The organism is Halalkalibacillus halophilus DSM 18494 (assembly GCF_000423105.1).
Taxonomy (GTDB): domain Bacteria; phylum Bacillota; class Bacilli; order Bacillales; family Alkalibacillaceae; genus Halalkalibacillus; species Halalkalibacillus halophilus.
Window position 1 is genome coordinate 537,165 of the sequence record NZ_KE383978.1, and the last position, 17,087, is coordinate 554,251.

General features: G+C 37.4%; 15 protein-coding genes and 1 tRNA gene. 12 read left to right on the forward strand and 4 right to left on the reverse strand.

Translation table 11 applies throughout. From position 1 onward, the window contains the following. Positions 1–216: 216 nt before the first annotated feature. The 4 genes from rapZ (at position 217) to G532_RS0114325 (ending at position 3,410) form a co-directional block, all read left to right on the forward strand. Positions 217–1,098: an RNase adapter RapZ gene (gene rapZ, locus G532_RS0114310; protein ID WP_027965414.1), complete on the forward strand. Its 882-nt coding sequence runs from the start codon at positions 217–219 to the stop codon at positions 1,096–1,098. Further along, positions 1,095–2,060: a gluconeogenesis factor YvcK family protein gene (locus G532_RS0114315; protein ID WP_027965415.1), complete on the forward strand. Its 966-nt coding sequence runs from the start codon at positions 1,095–1,097 to the stop codon at positions 2,058–2,060. The genes rapZ and G532_RS0114315 overlap by 4 nt, the downstream gene beginning before the upstream one ends. Before the next feature lie 35 nt (positions 2,061–2,095). Further along, positions 2,096–3,043, forward strand: a complete 948-nt coding sequence (gene whiA, locus G532_RS0114320) for a DNA-binding protein WhiA (protein WP_027965416.1) — start codon at positions 2,096–2,098, stop codon at positions 3,041–3,043. 109 nt (positions 3,044–3,152) lie between these two features. Next, positions 3,153–3,410 carry an HPr family phosphocarrier protein gene (locus G532_RS0114325; protein WP_027965417.1) on the forward strand — a complete coding sequence of 86 codons (258 nt, stop codon included), beginning with the start codon at positions 3,153–3,155 and terminating at the stop codon, positions 3,408–3,410. Positions 3,411–3,784: 374 nt separating this feature from the next. On the opposite strand, the gene G532_RS0114330 is transcribed toward G532_RS0114325, so the two are convergent. The 3 genes from G532_RS0114330 to clpP all read right to left on the reverse strand — a co-directional run bounded on the left by G532_RS0114330 (position 3,785) and on the right by clpP (position 7,237). Further along, entirely contained in the window at positions 3,785–5,683 is a 1,899-nt protein-coding gene (locus G532_RS0114330; RefSeq protein WP_027965418.1) for a vWA domain-containing protein, read from the reverse strand. Positions 5,684–5,692: 9 nt separating this feature from the next. After that, complete coding sequence (locus G532_RS0114335; protein WP_027965419.1) at positions 5,693–6,571, reverse strand: ATP-binding protein; 879 nt, start codon at positions 6,569–6,571, stop codon at positions 5,693–5,695. An 84-nt stretch (positions 6,572–6,655) separates the two neighbouring features. Further along, positions 6,656–7,237, reverse strand: a complete 582-nt coding sequence (gene clpP / locus G532_RS0114340; protein WP_027965420.1) for an ATP-dependent Clp endopeptidase proteolytic subunit ClpP — start codon at positions 7,235–7,237, stop codon at positions 6,656–6,658. A 185-nt stretch (positions 7,238–7,422) separates the two neighbouring features. On the opposite strand from clpP, the gene G532_RS0114345 reads away from it, so the two are divergent. Both G532_RS0114345 and G532_RS15715 read left to right on the forward strand, forming a co-directional pair. Beyond that, a tRNA-Arg gene (locus G532_RS0114345) sits at positions 7,423–7,494 on the forward strand. A gap of 449 nt (positions 7,495–7,943) precedes the next feature. Next, a complete protein-coding gene (locus G532_RS15715) occupies positions 7,944–9,095 on the forward strand; it encodes a LysM peptidoglycan-binding domain-containing protein (RefSeq protein ID WP_051189198.1) in 1,152 nt (383 codons plus the stop codon). A 102-nt stretch (positions 9,096–9,197) separates the two neighbouring features. Here the strand turns inward: G532_RS15715 and G532_RS0114355 are convergent, their stop codons facing one another. Then, positions 9,198–10,166: a sugar phosphate isomerase/epimerase family protein gene (locus tag G532_RS0114355; RefSeq protein WP_027965421.1), complete on the reverse strand. Its 969-nt coding sequence runs from the start codon at positions 10,164–10,166 to the stop codon at positions 9,198–9,200. A gap of 187 nt (positions 10,167–10,353) precedes the next feature. Here G532_RS0114355 and G532_RS0114360 point away from each other — a divergent pair, with 187 nt between their 5' ends. The 6 genes from G532_RS0114360 to G532_RS0114385 all read left to right on the forward strand — a co-directional run bounded on the left by G532_RS0114360 (position 10,354) and on the right by G532_RS0114385 (position 17,084). Further along, entirely contained in the window at positions 10,354–11,343 is a 990-nt protein-coding gene (locus G532_RS0114360) for a LacI family DNA-binding transcriptional regulator (protein WP_027965422.1), read from the forward strand. 22 nt (positions 11,344–11,365) lie between these two features. After that, a complete protein-coding gene (locus G532_RS0114365; RefSeq protein WP_027965423.1) occupies positions 11,366–12,373 on the forward strand; it encodes a Gfo/Idh/MocA family protein in 1,008 nt (335 codons plus the stop codon). 127 nt (positions 12,374–12,500) lie between these two features. Next, positions 12,501–13,307: a sugar phosphate isomerase/epimerase family protein gene (locus G532_RS0114370; protein WP_027965424.1), complete on the forward strand. Its 807-nt coding sequence runs from the start codon at positions 12,501–12,503 to the stop codon at positions 13,305–13,307. Between the two features lie 25 nt (positions 13,308–13,332). Further along, a complete protein-coding gene (locus G532_RS15720) occupies positions 13,333–14,334 on the forward strand; it encodes a Gfo/Idh/MocA family protein (protein WP_051189199.1) in 1,002 nt (333 codons plus the stop codon). Between the two features lie 184 nt (positions 14,335–14,518). Further along, positions 14,519–15,508, forward strand: a complete 990-nt coding sequence (locus G532_RS0114380) for an ABC transporter substrate-binding protein (protein ID WP_027965425.1) — start codon at positions 14,519–14,521, stop codon at positions 15,506–15,508. Between the two features lie 88 nt (positions 15,509–15,596). Next, on the forward strand, positions 15,597–17,084 hold the full coding sequence (locus G532_RS0114385) for a sugar ABC transporter ATP-binding protein (protein ID WP_027965426.1): 1,488 nt from the start codon (positions 15,597–15,599) through the stop codon (positions 17,082–17,084). The last annotated feature ends 3 nt before the right edge of the window (positions 17,085–17,087 follow it).

Here is a 17,087-nt window from a genome sequence, read left to right on the forward strand (position 1 = left end):
TAATTTAGCTGTAACACGAATGCAATACTTTTGGGGTACAATATAAACATAATTGACCCCCTTTATTCTATATATAGCTTAGGCTAGCACAGGTAGATAACTTCTACCTGTGTTTTTCTGTTTTTAGACGTCTATTGTTAGTCAGAACAAGAATAGGAATGTATAATGAGAGTAGAGTATTACATATACGTACAAAAAGAATAGGGTGGGGATTACGTGAAACAAAATGTGGAGTTAGTAATTATTACTGGAATGTCTGGTGCTGGTAAAACAGTTGCTGTTCAAAGCTTTGAGGACCTTGGTTACTTTTGTGTAGATAATTTACCTCCTGCATTACTACCGAAATTCTTAGAACTCATGAAGGAAAACAAAGAAGAAAATAAAAGAATTGCAGTCGTCATGGACTTACGCGGTCGTGACTTCTTTGATGCATTGTATGAAACGTTAGATAAATTCACGAGTGACTCAGATGTTAGCGAAAGTATTTTGTTTTTAGATGCAGATACAGAAGCACTTGTAAAAAGGTATAAAGAGAGTAGAAGATCTCACCCACTGGCACCAAATGGATTGCCACTTGAAGGAATCAAACAGGAACGCGAAATTCTTGATGAATTAAGAGGTCGTGCGCAAACAATAATAGATACGACAGAACTTCAAGCGCGTGCATTACGAGAGCAGATTATTTATCAATATAAAGAAAAGAAACAACACATATTCTCCGTTCAAATCGTTTCATTTGGATTTAAACACGGACTTCCAATTGATGCTGACTTAGTTTTTGATGTGCGCTTTTTACCTAACCCTCATTATGTGGAATCCATGCGAGATTTAACTGGGATGAATCAAGAGGTTTCTTCTTATGTATTTAAATGGAAAGAGACACGTAAATTTTTACGTAAGTTAACGGATTTACTTGATTTCATGCTTCCTCAATATGAACGAGAAGGTAAAAGCCAATTAGTCATTGCAATTGGTTGTACAGGAGGCCAACACCGATCTGTAGCTTTATCTGAAAAATTAAGAGATATTATTCAAAAAGATTATACGACACATGCGTATCACCGAGATATTGAAAAGCGAAAGGAACTAAAAGTATGACAAATGTTCGTGGACCAAAAGTAGTTGTCATTGGAGGCGGCACAGGATTACCTGTCTTACTACGTGGTTTGAGACAATTTCCTGTAAATTTATCAGCAATTGTAACAGTTTCTGATGATGGAGGAAGTACTGGCAGGTTGCGACAAGACTATTCTATTCCAGCCCCAGGCGATATCCGAAAAGTGATTGCATCTATGTCTGATGTAGAACCAACTTTATTGAAATTATTTGAGCACCGCTTTGAAAATGGTGATGGATTATCTGGTCATGCGCTTGGTAATTTGATATTAGCTGGAATGACATCGGTAACTGGGGATTTTTATAAAGGAATTAAAGAAATCTCCAAAGTTTTTAATGTAAAAGGGAGAATCTACCCTATTGCCAATGAAAACATGTATTTAAAAGCAGAATTTGAGGATGGAACGATTGTACGAGGGGAATCAAAAATCCCTCTAGTAAATAAACAAATCAAACGTGTTTATTATGACCCACCGATTGTACAGCCTTTGCCAGAAGCAGTAGAGGCCATCAAACGAGCTGAGTTAATTGTCGTAGCTCCGGGAAGTTTATACACTAGCATCTTACCAAATTTAATTTCCCGGGAAATAAAAGAAGCATTAAGTCATACAAAAGCTAAAAAGCTCTACATATGTAACATCATGACTCAATACGGTGAAACAAATGGTTATGCTGTATCTGATCATGTCCGAGCATTACATGACCATGTAGAATCATCTTTTGTCGACTCTGTAGTTGTACATAGTGAACGGATTGAACGTACCATTAAGCAAGAGTATAAAAAGGAGCGTGCAGAACCTGTTCACTGTGATGACCATATTCTTAAAGCTTTAGGTGTTGATGTACTCGAGGGAGACATTGCAAGCTTACAAGAAGATGGAACACTGAAACACGAAGAGCATAAAATTGCGAAGTTATTGTATGAATTAGTAAATAAAAGTTAAATTAAAAGAGAGCAAGAAAATAAAGGGGAATGGCTATGTCATTTGCATCGGAAACCAAAAAGGAATTAACAAATATACAAGCGGATGATTGTTGTCAAAAATCCGAATTAGCAGCTTTAATACGGATGAATGGATCACTGTCTTTTTCTAATCGCCAATATGTATTAGATGTACAAACGGAGAATGCAGCGATTGCACGGAGAATGTACACGTTGATCAAGCATGCCTATGATATGCCTGTAGAGTTATTGGTAAGAAAGAAAATGCGTTTAAAAAAGAATAATATTTACATTGTACGGATGTTTGATGGTGTGAAAAGTATGCTTACGGATCTAGGAATTTTGGAAGAGCCGTTTAACTTTGTAAGAAATATATCTCAAAAATATTTAAAGAAAAACTGCTGTAAGAAAGCTTATTTACGAGGTGCTTTTCTAGCAGGTGGTTCCGTAAATAATCCGGAGACATCTTCTTATCATCTAGAGATATTTAATTTTTATGAAGAGCATAATAGTGCGTTAGTTGATTTAATGAATGATTTCGGATTACACGCGAAAACGCATGAAAGAAAAAATGGCTACATCGTTTATTTAAAAGAAGCAGAGCGCATTACAGAATTTCTAATTATTATTGGTGCACATCAAGCATTATTGAAGTTTGAGGATGTACGAATTATGCGCGACATGCGTAATTCCGTTAATCGAATAGTGAATTGTGAAACGGCAAATTTAAATAAAACAATCGGGGCAGCATTTCGCCAAGTAGAAAACATACGCTATATTAAAGAAACAGTTGGATTGGAGTCACTGCCTGATAAGCTTAGGGAAGCTGCAGAACTTCGGTACAATCACCAAGATGTCTCTTTGAAAGAGTTAGTGGAATTAGCTGATTCCAGCTCTATAAGTAAGTCAGGACTAAATCATCGCTTTCGTAAAATCGATGAATATGCAGAAAAATTGCGAAATGGAGATTTACTCGAGAAGTAGGTTGTGATTTTCCTTTAAAATGAAGTGTGCTATAATGATACACATTATAAACCGCTTTCAAAAGAAATAAAGAAATCTAGCATATAAGTAGTAGAGAGGAGAAGCAATTGTGAGTGAAAAAGAAGTCACAGTAAAACTAGAGACCGGCTTACAAGCAAGGCCCGCAGCAAAATTTGTTCAAGAAGCTAATCGTTATTCCGCCGATGTATTTATTCAAAAAGACACAAAACGTGTAAACGCCAAGAGCATCATGGGCGTGATGAGTTTAGCAATTGGTGCAAATGAAACAATTGTCATCTCCGCAGAAGGACCCGATGACGATCAAGCAGTCGAAGCATTGTCGAGTTTCGTCCTACAACCTGAGTAAATAGAGAAGCCAAACCAAAGCAGGAATTTTCCTGTTGAGGTTTGGCTTTTTTGGCTCTAATATATATGTTGGGGTTTGGATAAAATTCTGACAAGTTTGGGTGGAGGCATTTGAGGCATCGCTTACCGGCGGACGCTTTCCGCGGGCACGGCCTCAGCTAACTTTGGCAAGAAAAGCATTTGCCAAAGTGGATCTTCGGCTCGCGCTGTTCCCGCGAAGAACACGACGTGCAAGTGTCAACGTTGGTCACAGGACGTGACCGCTTTTAGTTGACCAGGTGTCGCCGCCTCACGCGATGCCTCGAATGCCAGAAACGCTCAGTGGAAACCCTCTTCTAACTACTTCAGAAGTGAGCTCAAGTTCGATCTACAGAACTAAATCGTCCGAAGAAGCAATCTTTTTAACAAGTAAGCAAAGGTAGAGGGAAGGTCCACAATCGTAGGAACCATCAGATGGTGTTTGCCGTAAATATTCTGCATTAACAACTCTTCATGTTCTTCTATAGTGTCATTCCCTAGAAAAATTCCGATAACATCAACTTGTTGTTTTCTAGATTCATTTACTGCTTCGTGGGTGTCGATAATGCCATTTTCACTGTAGTTAAAGGCAGAAGGTTCTCCATCAGAGAAGACAAGTAGGAATTTTTGTTGCTCGCTCCGTTGAAGCAGTTCCTCTGTCATGACTCGGATGGCATACCCATCTCGGTTATCTTCTTCCGCTTCCAATTGAAGAATCTCTGGACCTGCTTTAGGATCGAGACAATTTTCAAATGGAATCACTCGATGAAAGTAATTGGGTTGCTTCTGATCATTAACTTCAAAGCCGTCTTCCCAAAAGCCTACAACTTGGTGATTAATATTTAGCCCTTTCAAAACTTCATGAAATAAAATAGCTGTATATTGAACATCATCCATTTTATTAAACATAGAGGCACTACAATCTATTAACAAAGTAAATACAGCATCGAAGTCATCATTCTCTTGGTGTTTATAAAAAATTCTACGATTATTTTCAATTATTAGTGGAAGTAGTTGTTTTTGATCCAATCTTCCTGAACTTAGTCGTTCTCTCGCTAAGTTATATTTCTGTTCGAGCGACTTCTCGATTGTTTTGGTCAATTTCCTACGTTCTGTATCAATCTCAGTTAATACATCGTTATATTTATTCCAGTCTGTATCCGAAACATGCTTTGCCCCTTTATCAATTTGTTGGGCTTGCAAATGTTCTTTGCCATATTTAGCTGGGTCTTCCGCTTGTTTTGTTTTCTCTTCTTCTAATGCTTCTAGATTAGTATATTCACTTTGGTCTGTTTGAGCGGAATGGCCTTGCACACTAGCCATGGCTTGGTCGCCTTCTTCCGTTTCTCTAGCCCCATCGCCTAATATGGATGTTTTCGTACCTTGTTCCAATTCAAACTGAAGAAAGCTTTGGTCTCGATCATTATTTTCATTTTCTCGGTGCCATGTGGAGAAGGTTTCTTGAATGACTTCCTCCTCATCAGGAACTTCTTCCTCATCGTCATTTTGAAGCGGATCCACACGTTCCAATTGTTCTTCAGCAATATCGAATTCTGGACTTTCCTGCCATTTGATTGGGTAGATGAAATAATGATTAACAGCATCTCTTTCTAGTTGAAGTGTTGTTTGAATTTGTATGGCTAAGTTCGAAATATCAGAAGTAGATTTTGCTTCAAATACCTGATTGAGTAACGGTTTTATTTTCTCTAACAACGCCACTTGACTCTGTTTTATAGACGGAAAACGTTCAAATGGAGAAGAAGAGTTGAGTGTTAAATAAATCATATTAAATAACACGTCGGTATCGAAATTTTTGGATGCGTTGGTTTGTAGTTGGGATTGATAATATCTTCTGTAAGAATTCTTACGGGTTTCAAACCAACTAATTACACCCGGACGTTGCTTCCTTATTAATTCTTCTAACCTTATATCTTCCAATAAACTAAAAAGTTGCTCACTAAACTTTGGCGTATTCCACGCTTCTGCTTTTTCCTGATATGATTTTAAACTATCTATAGAAGTGTGCTTATATGAACCAGATGCCCTCAAAAGTATGTCCGTTTTATAGCCAATCGATTTGATTTCCTCTCTTTGATTATCCCAAAAGTGACTGGCTGTAATTAAAGATTTATGCAACTGAATATGCGTACCAAAATGATACGTAAATTCTATATTATTGTTTCCTGTAAAAACATGAACAAGATCTGTTAGTTCAGATAATCGCTCTGCATCAATAATGGAGTCATTGAATTTCATACTCTCACCCTATTCAAATAATGTTTCTGCTAAATTAGCGACAACTACCTGCTCGCGTTCATCTTCAAGTTTAGATGTGATTGCTCGTTTAATCGCCCGTTTTGGTGGAATAAAACTGCTTAAATCACATGCGTCAAGCAAGGCTCTAATACTTGCTCCATCTTCTGCAATTTTACCTTGGTCCGCAGCTTTTACTAAATCACTTGATAACTTAACAAAAGCATCAATTTGTTTAGTATCCTGTAGACTGGACTGATCTTTGATTAGACTTTTTAGTTCTTCACCTTGTAAATAATCGATATCAAAAATCACAAATCTATTTTTCAAAGCCTCATTTAAACGGGTCGTCCCGATATAACCCTCATTAATCGCTGCAATTACTCCAAATCCATTAGCACCATGAATCGTTTCGTTGGTTAAAGGATTTGTAACGGTTCTTCTGTAATCGAGTGCTCCATTAATAAGAGGGAGCGTTTCTGGTTTAGCCATATTAATTTCATCGATATATAAAAAATGCCCATGTTCCATTGATTGGACGAGTGGTCCAGGTACAAATGCAATGGTCTGTTTGTCATTTTCATATTCTACTGTTTTAAATCCAAGGAAACTTTCTGCATCTAAGTCAACGGAACAATTGACACTGAATAACGGTTGGTTAAATAAAGAAGATAACGTTTCTGCAAGTTTTGTTTTTCCAGAACCAGTTGGCCCTTTAAGTAACACGTTCTTTCCTTGAGAGAGAGCAACTAATATATCAGAAAATAATTCAAGATCATGAGGAACATAATTGCTAGATCGAATCATATTATCAAAATTTGTAGTGTTTGTATTTTTATTTTGTTCAACGAGCGTTTGAATTTGTTTAGGTAGCTGCTCCAATAATTTCATTAATAACGTACCTCCATCATATTAAAATGCCCCTCTTATGACGTTAAAATCATAAGAAGGGCAGTAGCATTTAAAATTAAGAAATTACTTCTTCGTCATTACTTCATCAATTAAGCCATACTCTTTTGCTTTTTCAGCTGACATGAAGTTATCACGATCTGTGTCACGCTCTACGACTTCAATTGGCTGACCAGTACGTTCTGATAGGATCTGGTTTAATTTCTCACGCATTTCAATGATACGCTGCGCATGAATTTGAATATCAGAAGCCTGACCTTGTGTACCACCTAGAGGTTGGTGAATCATAACTTCACTGTTAGGTAACGCGTAACGCTTACCAGGTTCACCAGCTGCTAGTAAGAATGCTCCCATAGAAGCAGCCATTCCAACACAAATAGTAGATACATTTGGCTTGATAAATTGCATGGTATCATAAATAGCCATACCAGAAGTGATCGAGCCACCTGGTGAGTTGATATAAATTGAAATATCTTTATCTGGGTCTTCCGCTGCTAAGAATAACATCTGTGCAATAACAGAGTTCGCGATGTTATCATCAACAGGTCCACCTAACATAATAATGCGGTCTTTAAGTAGACGAGAGTAAATATCGTATGCACGTTCTCCACGGTTTGTTTGTTCAATAACTGTAGGTATTAAATTCATTAAGAGCCACTCCTTTTTACAATGTATTCACTTATTACTATACTCTTTTGGTCAATAAAGGTCAAACAATAAAATTCTAATTTTACCCTAACAACAATTTACCCATCTTCCTTAGGGCATAAACAATTAGACGCTTGAAATGTTTCCCTGCTACAAGTATAATTATCAATGCGTTTGAATCACTTGCCCTCGTGGTGCAACGGATAGCACGCAAGATTCCGGTTCTTGAAATAGGGGTTCGATTCCCTTCGAGGGCGTTCTTAACTAACATGAAAACTTTCTCTAGTCCTTTTTAGAAAGGGTTTGGGAAGGTTTTTTCTTTTGCGAAAATTTCATACCTAACCAACAGACCAGTCAAAACAGTACTTTCTAGAATATGAATATCAAGTAAGACAAAGTCGAGGATTGAATTTCAAGTAAAATATATAGAATGAAAAAATCAATTTGGTTGAATTGATCATGGAGGAAAGGGATGGCTGAATTATATCCAGAAAGGCGGTACGTATATACTTTCTATTTATCCATGAGAATTTAATAATATCCAGAATAGTAGAGTGGTTTTCCATAAATCTCTTGGATATATCCATAAAAGAGATCGTTTATCCACGAAGCTTAATAGATATCCAGAAATCTAACTATAATGCTCCCAGCCTAAAAATTCCTCGCAAAATATTAAGATTAAGCAAATAAAAAGGAGAGGGATTACATGAGTTATAGTTTTGAACAGTTACCGCAGCTTCAAGATATAAGGGCTACAATTCCGAGAGAACAGAACTATAATAATCGGAAAACTGAAATCAGTGATTTGACGAGAGTTTGGCACCATAGTTTAACAGGTAAAGATTTACCTGGGTCGAATGCTATTGGGTTTGCAAACTATCATATATCTTTATGGGGGACAAGTGTTGGGTATGCGCTTGTTATTGAACCTCAAAACGTGGTTGACACACCTAATGGTAAGAGAGCTGCGATTAAGTTTTGTAATGACATTGATTTAATGACATTTCACGTGGGTTCATCCAATGATCGCGCTGTTGGGATCTGTGTTGCAGGTGATTATCGTGTAGATGATCTAGATGATCCTACAAATGCCTCCATTGCTGAATTACATGCAGCCTTGATAGAAGATAATATTGGTGACGACGATAAGTCACATCACGAAATGCCAGGATATGAATGGAAACAATGTTGTGTGTTTGATTACAATGAAGCATTTAAATTTTTAGACAACCCACCCAAATCAGAGTTGCCTGATGAGTATGTTGTGCAACAAGGAGATACTTTATGGGGGCTTGCACATGGGGAAGAGCGTTTTACAGTGGAAGACCTCATGCGCTGGAATTCAATCAATGATCCTAGAAAGTTGCAAATAGGGCAAAGGCTCAATCTAACAGGACCAAGTAATGACGAAGGCACAGACCCTTCTGGATCAATGGTGCTTTGGAGGGGGGAAATTCAAAACGTGAGTTGGATTAATGTTCGGAAAGGGCCGGGGATGAGTTATCCAACAGTGACTCAATTTCGAGTAGGTACAGAAATTACGGTTTATAAAGAACAAAATGGATGGGTATATATCGGAAACGGAAACTGGGTTAGTAATGTGGAAGGTAGGTACGTTAAAAAAGTAACCAATAATCCTTCTAATATTATTGGGAAACGCGCAGAAGCAATCGTGGAAGCTGTTAATTTCTATGATAGCCCGCGTTGGAATAATCCAAGTGGCCATTTTGTTAAAGGAGAAGGGTGGACTATTGTCGCACACATCACTACGGATGGTTCTCCTCAACTAAAAGTTAAAAATTCAAAAGGACACATTTACTATATCACTGCTCGTAGAGATTTGATTACCATTAAATAGTGTAGAGATGTTGACTAGAAAAAGTACACCTCCTTAATAAATCTAAAAACACCTCCGAATAAGCACTCATTCGGAGGTGTTTAACTATGTGTTCTTAATTACTTAAGCCCACCACATCTCCCCAACAGACTCCTTCACCATCACTGGCTTCAAAGTATCAACTGCTTTAGTGAAACCTTCGTCAATGGACATCAATCCGTCTTCATGTTCGATACTAACGACATAATCATAATCATAAAGTCGTAATGCGCTTACCATGTCAGCCCAATCTTTGCTTCCGTGTCCGAAACCAACCGTTCGAAAATACCACGCGCGGTCTTTTAAGTCGGAATAAGGGGTCATGTCGGTTAACCCATTTCGATTTACATTCGGTTGATCAATGACCGTATCTTTTGCATGAAAATGATGAATAGCATTTTCCCTTCCTAGAATTTTAATTGATTCTACTGGGTCGATTCCTTGCCACCACATATGACTCGGATCTAAATTCGCTCCAATGGCAGACCCGCATGCTTTCCGTAAGTATAATAGGTTTGCAGGTGTATGGACGGAGAATCCGCCATGTAATTCTAATCCGATTTTTATATTATGTTTCTCAGCAAACGCAGCTTTTTCTTTCCAATAGGGAATGATTTTTTCTTCCCACTGCCATTTCAAAATTTCTTGAAATTCGCCTGGCCATGGGGATACTGGCCAGTTTGGGTGTTTTGCATCTTCATGGTCGCCTGGGCACCCTGAGAAAGTATTTACGACAGGAATATTCAGTTCACTTGCCAGTTGAACGGTCTTATTAAAAAGTTGATCAGCTTCTTCGGCTATTTTTTTCTGTGGGTGAAGCGGATTGGAATGGCAACTTAAGGCGCTAATAATTAACCCTCTAGTAGAAAATTCATTTAAGAATGCTTGCTGTTTCTCTTGATCTCCCAATAATTCATCAACCTTACAATGTGCATCACCAGGAAATCCTCCAGTTCCTAATTCTACTGCTTCGATTCCTTTGGATGCTACATAGTCTAGCATCTCGCTTAATCCTTTGTCTGAAAAAAGTACAGAAAACACACCTAATTTCATTGTAATCCCTCCATTATTATGTAATCCATTACATACAGTATATCAAAAGATTTTGAAAAATATAGTTACATTATACGTTATCTTACCACTATAAAAAAACAGTTGACAAATAATTCGCAAATATCTTACAATTATATTTGTAAACGATTTCATGAAAATTGAATAAAGATTGAAAGAGGGAAGCATCATGGCAAACATTCAAGAAGTTGCGCGAAAAGCAGGTGTTTCCAGTGCGACGGTTTCAAGAGTTTTGAATAATACAACCGCAGTTTCTTCTACTACCCGTATTAAAGTAGAGAAGGCAATTGAAGAATTAAAGTATGCACCAAGTATGTTGGGCAGAAATCTTAGAAATTCGGAAAGCCGTTTATTATTAGTATTAATTCATACCTTCTCGAACCCGTACTACACCGAAATTATTAATGGTATTGAAGATTATTCTATTGCTAATGGATATAATATTTTACTTTGTGAAACAGATTCTAATGCTTCTAGAGAAACAACATTCTTAAATATGGTAAAAAATAAATTGGCTGATGGAATGATTTCGATGAACCCTACAGTTGATTTAGAAAAGTTAACCGGACTTGCTGAGAAACATCCAATCATCCTATGTAGTGATTATTATGAAACGATGGAGATCCCATATGTTGCAATTGATAATGAGGCGGCAGCATATAAAGCTGTCAAACATTTGATTAAATTAGGTCACGAAAAGATTGCTTTTATTAATTTCGATGAAAGAATTCTTTATGCAAGACAACGAAGAAAAGGGTATGAAAGAGCATTAAATGAATTCAATATACCTATTCAGGATCAATGGATTTATAACTCTCAAGGTTTGGAGTTTCATAATGGTGTTCAAGCAATGCGAAAGTTTCTTCAATTAGAGGAAAAACCAACGGCCGTCTTCGCAGTATCTGACACGTTAGCAATCGGCGCTTTGAAAGAAACAAATGAGAGAGGGCTAAACGTACCTGATGATATGGCAGTTGTTGGCTTTGATAACATAAGTTTTTCCAATATGACTAACCCAACGCTAACTACTGTTTCCCAGCCGATGTACAACATGGGGTATAAGGCAGCAGAGATGTTGATTGATAGTATCAAAGGTCAGCCTGTAGAAAGTGTGATCATGGATTACGAATTAGTAATGAGAGAATCGACGATCAATTAAATTTTATTGGGGGGGATGCGAATTGCAAATAACCGTAGGAATTATTGGATGCGGGTCCATTACTAAATTCAGGCACGCACCAGAATATTGGGAGAATCCTCATGTAAAAGAGATTGTGTTTTTTGACCGTAATCGTCATAGGGCAGAGGAACTTGCTGAAAAGTATCAAGGGAGAGTTGCAGATACGGTAGATGATTTATTAAATGATCCGTCCATCGACGCCATAAGTGATTGTTCCTCCAATGAGGTACACCATATTCATTCGTCACAGGCGCTCAGAAGCGGGAAGCATGTCTTGTGTGAGAAACCATTAGCGATCAGTGTGGAACATGCTAATAAAATACTTGCTGCACAGCGTGAGTCTGGGAAGAAGCTGATGGTGGATCATAACCAACGATTGACAAAGGTTCATCAAAAGGCGAAGGAAATTATCGAAAGTAAGGAATATGGTGATGTCCTGACGTTTAAAACCACATTCGGTCACCAAGGGCCAGAAAAATGGGGTGCAACGAAATCTAATGCGACATGGTTTTTTAAAAAAGAACGTTCCCATTCAGGTGTGGCAGGAGACTTAGGAATTCATAAAATCGATCTGATTCATTACTTATTAGATGATGAGATCGCCAGTGTACATGGTTTCCATGGCGCACTTCATAAAGTCGATGAACACGGTGAACCAATTGAAGTAAATGACAATGTGGTTTGTGCATTAAAAACGAAAAAAGGAAGATTGGGCACGGCTTCATTTTCTTGGACTTATTATGGGTTAGAGGATAATTCGACAACCATTTATTGTGAAAAAGGTGTCATTAAAATTTATCATGATCCACAAAATCAAATTATTGTAGAAACAAAAGATGGAGCTACTATTAAGTATGAACTAGAATCTATTCAAACCAATGATAATCAAACAAATACAGGTGTGATTGATGCATTTGTTGATGCAATTATCCATGATAAAAAACCTATTGTAACAGGAGAAGATGCAATAAGTTCCTTACGAGTCATCGAAAAATTATTAGGTAGGTAAGTTTCATGAATAGTTGAAACCAGGCATAACATGAATAATAACGAACTACTTCCATTAACTTTATATGTGATGTAATGCATTACATTTTAATGAAATACTACATTTTGTAAATGAAAGGGGGGATTATATGTTTGATCAACTTGCGATTAACTCCAATACATACCATGGATATTCATTAGAGGACGCCGTAAAAGGTGCAAGCGAGGCTGGATTTACAAAGATAGAAATTGCTGCTGTTAGAGATCATACCTCTCATGTATCTCCACGTATGTCAGCGGAAGAACTAAGTAAAGTAAAAACAATGTTAACAAACTACGACATGACATGTATTGGAATAAGCGGCCATACGAATGTAATGACGGAAGAAGGGATTGACCATTTACTAGAAAATATAGACTTAACGGTTGATTTTGATTGTAAGTATATTGTTACTGGTACTGGTGATTCTCATGGAGATACGGATGTAATTGATGATCTATCTGTACTGGCTAAGAGGTTGGAGCCTGTACTAGAGAAATGCGAAAAGCTAGATAAAATACTAGTGATTGAAACACATGGAAATAACTTTGGAACAGGTAAATCACTAATGAAATTAGCTCAAACGCTAAATGATCGAGTGAAGATTAATTACGATCCAGGAAATGTGATTATGTACGGGAATGAGTTGCCATATGAAGATTTAGAAGCTTCGGTTGAGTATGTTGAATTTGTTCATTTAAAGGATAAACTCGGTGCGTATAATGAATGGAACTTCCCAGCGATTGGGGAGGGGGAGATGGACTTCCCTAAGTTATTCCAAACACTTGAGCAAGCAAATTATAAAGGTCCTATTAGTGTAGAAATAGAATTTACTCCTTCTGGACCGAAAGACCTTAAAGAAGTAAATCAAGCAGTTAAAAAATCATTCGATTACCTTTCCGTGCTACTCATCTAATTAGAATGTTCGAAAGGAGACCTTTATGAAGAATGTTGGTCTTGTTGGCTTAGGGTTTATAGGAAAAGCACATTTTAATGCTTATCAACATATTCCGAATGCTGAGGTTACTGCTATATGTACTAGAAGTGAAGTGACAGACCCGGAGATTGTTAACAACTTCCATGGGTTGCTGATTCAGAACTTTGATGAATTACTTAAGAATGAATCAATCGATATAATCGATATTTGTTTACCAACGTACTTACATGAAGAATACATTGTCAAAGCAGCAGAAGCTGGAAAACATATTATTTGTGAAAAACCATTAACATTAACGGAAGAATCTACAGAGAGAATCATCTCGGTTGCAAATGAGAACGATGTTGAATTATTTGTAGGACATCTATTACGGTTTTGGCCAGAATACGAATTAATTAAATCGTATAAGGAAACGGATCAGCTGAATGGCCTTGATATCGTTCATGCTAAGAGACTTGGTCAATTTCCTGCTTGGAGCGACTGGTTTAAGTACCCTGAAAAAAGTGGCGGAGCCCTGTTTGACCTTCATATACATGATATCGATTTTGCTTATTATTTATTAGGAGAAGTGGAATCTGTTTATGCAGTTGGGAGCCAAAATGAACAAGGGGCTTGGACGCAAATCATGACCACACTCGTTTTTAAAAACAAAACGAAAGCATTTATAGAAGCATCTAATCAAATGCCTGATGGATATCCATTTACGATGAATTTCAGAGCGCAAGCGAAAGATGCTACGTTAGAATTTGCGGTTAGCGCAGGGGAAAACATTGAAGGGATTGATGAAAATAATAGCAGTTTAAATTTCTATAAAGATCAGTCAAATCAAAGCTTGAATGTTCCATTATCCGATCCTTTTCAAAAAGAACTTGCTTACTTTGTGAGTTGTTTAGAAGAAAACTCAGAAAATAAAATAATCCCGGTAAGTGATGTTCGCTATGTCATGAAGCTACTACAGTCGATTAAGTCATCTTTAGAAACAGGGCAAGTTATAGAAATCTCGTAATTACTATGAAAGCGCTTTATTAAAGGTTTGTATTTAATAATGTGAATAAAACTATTTACATTATTTAAATAGATTTATTTTGAATGGAATGTAGCAAGGGGGATAAGTTATCGGCTGGAAAGTTATTTAGGTCGATCGCCTCGGGGTACCCGAGAGCACAGTAAGATTACTTAGGAGGGTTAAGATGAGAAAGGGATTAACGTTACTTTCATTATTTTTGTTGGCAATGGTTTTGATTCTTAGTGCATGTGGAGAAGACGATACAAGTGGTGAGAATGGGGAAGGCGATAGCAATGGTAACGGCGATAGTGGAGATAAGCACAAGATCGGAATTCTAGCTCCAGAAGTAACACACGGTTGGGTAGCTGCTGTAGCTTATCATGCGGAAGAGCGTGCACAAGAATTATCAGATGAAATTGAATACCAAGTTCAAACAAGTAGCGATGCAGAAGAAATGACTTCTCAGTTAGACGATCTAAGAACGTGGGGAGCAGATGCCATCGTTGCGTTTCCACAGTGGGAAGGTATGGAAGTACCAATTCAGTCCGCAATTGATGATGGGATTGAAGTAGTTAACTTCGATATCGAAATAGATGCAGATGGTGTATACCGAGTAGCGGGTGATAATGAAGATATGGGTGTGCAAGGTGCTCATTATATCGTTGATAAAATCGGAACAGAGGGTGACGTAGTAGTGTTAGAGGTACCTTCTGCAGGTTCGGTTTCAGAATTAAGAACGCAAGGCTTTATGGATACGGTAGAAGAAATTGCTCCGGATTTAAACATTATGACTTACTCAACAGAATTCACAAGAGAAGCTGGTCTTAGTGATTTTGCTGATATCTTAACATCAAATGACAACATCGATGCTGTCTACTCTTTAGATGATGAAACTTCTGTCGGGGTGTTACAAGCGATTAGCGAAGCTGGTAGAGAAGACATCCAAGTAGTTACTGGTGGAGGCGGAATGCAAGAGTATTTCGAAATGATGCCGGAAAATGAGGACATTTGGATCCAGTCTGCTCTATATAGCCCTGCTATGGTAGAGGACGCTGTTGACGTAGCACTTGACGTATTAAACGGGGAAGAAGTGGAAGAAGATACGATTATTCCTACTACTGTTGTAGACAGAGAAAATTATGAAGAATTCCTTGATGAAGATTCCCCGTACTAAGTACAAAATCTTTTTTAAAATTTGATGTGAGAGGGGTTATAGCAAAAGCTGTAGCCTCTCTTTAAATCAACGGTCAGGAAGTGATTGTATGAAAATTGAAATGACCAATATAAGAAAATCCTTTGGTAGTAACGATGTCTTAAAAGATGTCTCGCTAACGATTAATGGTGGGGAAATTTATGCCCTTTTAGGTGAGAATGGCGCGGGGAAATCGACACTTATGAATATTTTAGGTGGAATCTACAAACCTGATCAAGGCAGTATTTCTGTTGACGGGAAAGAAGTGAAGTTTACTAGTCCAATTGAGTCACAAGAAGCTGGGATTGCATTTATACATCAGGAGCTAAATCTTATCAATGATCTTCCTATATACGAAAACATGTTTCTTGGAAGAGAACCAAAAACAAAAAGTGGCTCGTTAGATCTTGAAAAAATGATTCGTGATACAGAGGAAATATTTGAACGAATGAATATTGATTTAGACCCTAAAAAAGAAGTCAATGAGCTAGATTCTTCCTATAAACAAATCGTTGAAATTTGCCGAGCGATGATGGCTAATGCATCGATTATTATTATGGATGAACCGACAACTTCTCTAACAGATACGGAGATTGAGCGCGTGTTTGATATGATGCAGACACTTAAGGAACACAATGTGGGGCTAATTTTTATTTCTCATAAATTGAGTGAAGTCATGCAAGTTTGTAACCGGTACGCTGTTTTACGTGACGGAAATTTGGTATCAGAAGGTGATGTAAAAAATGTAACGATCGCAGATTTAGCGCGTTATATGGTTGGTTATGATGTTCGTACAGAACCATTAGCAAGAAAAAGAGATTTAGGAGAAGAAGTCTTACGTGTGGAAGGCCTTACATATAATCACGTGTTTAAGGATATTAACTTTTCCATTAGAGAAGGGGAAGTTGTCGGTTTTACTGGTTTATTGGGGGATGGACGTAGTGAGTTGTTCCAGTCCATTTTTGGTGCAAATGATATATCTTCAGGAACTATTTATGTGCATGGAAAGAAAGTGACAAGCAATAGTACAACTCAAGCAATAAAGAATGGTATTGCCTATCTACCCCGGAACCGGAAAGAAAATGCGATCATTCCTGATATGGATATTTTAGAAAATAGCTCGATCACTACTTGGGCTAAGTTTTCAAATAAAGGAATTATTAATTATGCGCATCACAAAAAAGTATTTCAAGAACAGCGGGATCTTTTGAGGATAAAAATGGTGGATTTAACAGATAACATTTCAAAATTATCAGGTGGTAATCAGCAAAAGGTTGTTTTAGCAAAGTGGCTAGCAACAGATCCAAAAATTTTAGTCCTAGACAACCCTACCCAAGGAGTAGACGTAGGGGCGAAGGAAGATATTTACGATATTATTTTAAAGCTAGCTGATGAAAACATTGCTGTTATCGTGCTATCAAGTGAAGCACATGAAATTATTAGAGTGTGTGATCGTTCACTAGTCATGTACCAAGGAAGAATACAAGGAGAATTAGTAGAAAAAGAGATGACAGACCATCATATTATGAGCCTTGCAACAGGCGGAGAATTAACATAATGA